Raw genomic sequence first — 3,241 nt, 5'->3', positions numbered from 1 at the left:
ACTGTCAGATAAAATAACAGACAGTCAAGTTATAATAGGAAAATAGACTTTTTCGCCTCTGCCAAGGGTTCTAACTTTTATAGCAGGTCAGTAAATCGGGAATCACTTTGGAGAATTTTAAGGATCTGCTTGATTTCCTGGGTACGTTCTTTTTTGACAACGAGGGTGACATTGCGATCGCGCACAATCACCACATCCTCTAAACCAATAGTAACAACTACATCTTCTGGATTTGAGGCGTAAATAATCGCCCCTTGCGTATCTAAACCTACGTGAGTAGCGAGTTCCACGTTTGGAGTATCTTCCGTTTTCAGTAAACGTTCGATCGCATTCCAATCTCCTAAATCATCCCAACCAAAATCAACTGGCAAAACGTATGCTAGAGTTGTCTTTTCCATTAACGCATAGTCTATACTCTTCTTAGGCAACTGGGGATAGATATCAGGGCCATGTTGTTCTAAAGGTTCGATAATTTCTGGAGCATGGGTATGTAGTTCCTTGAGAACAACCCCTGCCCGAAAAACGAACATTCCACTATTCCAGCTAAAACGTCCCGTAGATAAAAAAGTCTCTGCCGTTTCTCGGTCGGGCTTTTCAGTAAAGCGGTTCACGTGATAAGTTGGCAACTCATTAAAGCTACCTATTTTTTCACCTTGTTCAATGTAGCCGTAACCGGTTGATGGAAAAGTAGGCTTGATCCCCAGTGTAACGATCGCTGCTGTGCTTGTTGCCAGTTGCGTAGCTGCATTTAATGTGTGTGCAAACGCCTCTTGGTCAGCAATCCAGTGGTCAGCAGGGAAAAAGCCAATCACAGCGTCTTCACCATAGCGCTGTTTGATTTCTAAACTTGTCCAAGCAACGGCTGCGGCAGTGTCTCTTCCTTCCGACTCAATCAGTAAGTTTTCAACTGGTAGATCGGGTAGTTGTTGTCTTACGCCTTCAGCTATCTGACTAGAAGTGATAACCCACAAGGAATCCCACCCGCGACCGAGTTCAATCAATCGATCGGCGGTTGCTTGTAATAAACTTCTAGAGCTACCATCAAGACTTAAAAATTGCTTGGGTCGGTCTTTGCGGCTTAAGGGCCAAAAACGTTCACCTTTACCACCAGCTAGGATTACGGGGAACAATAAAGTATTCATGTTGTCATACACGCCTACCGAAGAACATTACAAGTTTACAGTGAGCTTTTCCACTGGCAATATTTGTAGCTTGGATTAACATACTTTTAGGGAGTGGTTGAGTGGGGAGATAATTGTGATAAAACAAGTCGAATGGTCGGAAAATCCGGTTACGTCTGGGCAAGTAGTAGAGTTTGAAAGTGACGTGCGATCGTCGCAACTTCAACGGATAGAAAATCAAGTAGCGCCAGCACCAATAGCTGACTCAGAGGAAGAGCAGGTCGAACTAAACCAGCCAGCGAATCCGAACCGTAGCGTCATCGAATCTGTGGGCGCGTTTCCCAATCAGCTTTCTGAGAGACTGGGCTTAACCATGCCTCGATGGCTGTTATGGTTTATGACGGTTGTCATTGGCATCATCTTATCTGGGCTGCTGGTGTCAACATTAGCGCTATGGACTCCTTTATGGAGCAATCTAGATCGAACAGATGAAGATTTAGGAACTACTACTAAAGACGAAGTAAAAATCCCATTACCAGGGGAGTTATGGGGCAAACTCTCCCAGTACAAGCTTTCACGTCCGATGAATATTTTAATCATGGGGATTGAACCAGTCAGCGGTACTGTTGATGGCTCACCAGAAAGCTTTGCCGGGAAAAGCGACTCTATGCTACTGGTACGACTGAACCCTAGCGAAAAATCTGTAAGGGTGCTTTCCATTCCCAGAGATACAATGATCGCCATCCCCGAAAAGGGAGAAAAGGGATTAACTAAGGTATCTGATGCCAATGCCAAAGGCGGCCCAGTCTTGGCTGCACGGGTAGTTAGCCGTACCTTAAATAACGCCCCAATCGATCGTTACATCCGTATTTCTACCAGCGGGTTACGGCAGTTAGTCGATCAGTTAGGCGGAGTAGAAGTCTTTGTTCCCCAATCAATGGAATATAAAGACTCCAGCAGTCGGCTGTCGATTAATCTAGTCAGTGGCTGGCAAACTCTCAATGGCGAACAAGCAGAACAGTTTGCCCGATTCCGCGAACCAGGTTTGGGAGATTTGCCAAGAGTGCAGCGTCAGCAAGCACTAACAGCAGCCCTGCTGCAACGCTTAAATAGTCCCACCATCTTACCCAGGTTGCCTCAATTAACTCGCCTAATGCGAAAATATTTTGATACCAACCTGAAGATGGAAGAAATGATGGCGTTGGTTAATTTCGGACTTAACCTAGACCGAGATAATTTCCAAATGACTGTGTTGCCTGGTACCTTTAGCCGCTTTAGCAAAGACCCTGATAGCTATTGGCTAAATATGACTGGACAACAGAGCCTGTTGAATGATTATGTTGGGGTAAATGTACCTGGTTTAAAACCAGATATGCGTCAGGTTCCTAACCTCAAAATTGCTATTCAAAATGCTTCAAATCAACCTCAGCTAACTGAAAAAGTTATTGCTTATCTTAAACAGAAAGGCTTTAATAATATTTACAAAGTGCCTGATTGGCCAGATACCCAACGTCAAACTCAGATTATTGTCCAAAAAGGCAACCGACGAGTTGGGGTTGATTTGCAAAAAGTCTTAGGCTTGGGTCAAATCGAGGTGTCTGCCATTGGTGATTTAGAATCCGATCTGACAATACGCATTGGGAAAGATTGGAAATAGCTAAGAGTCATTAGTCATTAGTCATTAGTCATTAGTCATTGGTCATTGGTCATTAGTCATTAGTTAAATGACAAAGAACAAAGAACAAAGGACTAATGACAAAGGACAAATGACAAAGGACAAATAATAAAGTTATGAAAAAGATTTTACTGCGCTTTTTGGGTTTGATTGTAATTTTGCTACTAGCCTTTGGGTGGATAATACTTAATCCCAAACCGGCTTTTGCTCAGATAAACACAATCAATTACAACAACATAAATTTAGAAAATCGTGACTTTTCTCATGCTGATTTGGCAGGGGTAACTTTTGTTGCAGCAGAAATGCGGGGGACAAATTTTCAAGGAGCGAATTTAACCAACGCAATTCTGACTAAAGGAGTTTTATTAAAGGCAAATTTGGAAGATGCGAACTTGAGCGGTGCTTTAGTCGATCGCGCCACTATGGATGGTGCTAACCTGAAAAA

3 protein-coding genes are annotated in these 3,241 nt (G+C 43.3%); 2 read left to right on the top strand and 1 reads right to left on the bottom strand.

Features of this window, described 5'->3' with window-relative positions; all coding sequences use genetic code 11:
- Positions 1 to 77: 77 nt before the first annotated feature.
- Positions 78 to 1,142: a mannose-1-phosphate guanylyltransferase gene (locus tag IQ229_RS20115; RefSeq protein ID WP_194046769.1), complete on the bottom strand. Its 1,065-nt coding sequence runs from the start codon at positions 1,140 to 1,142 to the stop codon at positions 78 to 80.
- 115 nt (positions 1,143 to 1,257) lie between these two features.
- Here IQ229_RS20115 and IQ229_RS20110 point away from each other — a divergent pair, with 115 nt between their 5' ends.
- Positions 1,258 to 2,778 (top strand): LCP family protein, encoded by a 1,521-nt coding sequence (locus IQ229_RS20110; protein WP_194046765.1) that lies wholly within the window; start codon positions 1,258 to 1,260, stop codon positions 2,776 to 2,778.
- Between the two features lie 134 nt (positions 2,779 to 2,912).
- A partial coding sequence (locus IQ229_RS20105; RefSeq protein WP_194046763.1) for a pentapeptide repeat-containing protein occupies positions 2,913 to 3,241 on the top strand: 329 nt, incomplete at its 3' end.

Source organism: Nostoc cf. edaphicum LEGE 07299 (genome assembly GCF_015207245.1).
In the GTDB taxonomy this organism is placed as follows: Bacteria; Cyanobacteriota; Cyanobacteriia; order Cyanobacteriales; family Nostocaceae; genus Nostoc; species Nostoc edaphicum_B.
The sequence above is the reverse complement of the archived record's forward strand: the minus strand, read 5'-3'. Positions and strand labels throughout refer to the sequence as shown.

What these genes read in the sequence shown, in the direction of transcription:
- IQ229_RS20115 (WP_194046769.1), bottom strand. Translation starts at nt 1,142, where the DNA reads ATGAATACTTTATTGTTCCCCGTAATCCTAGCTGGTGGTAAAGGTGAA.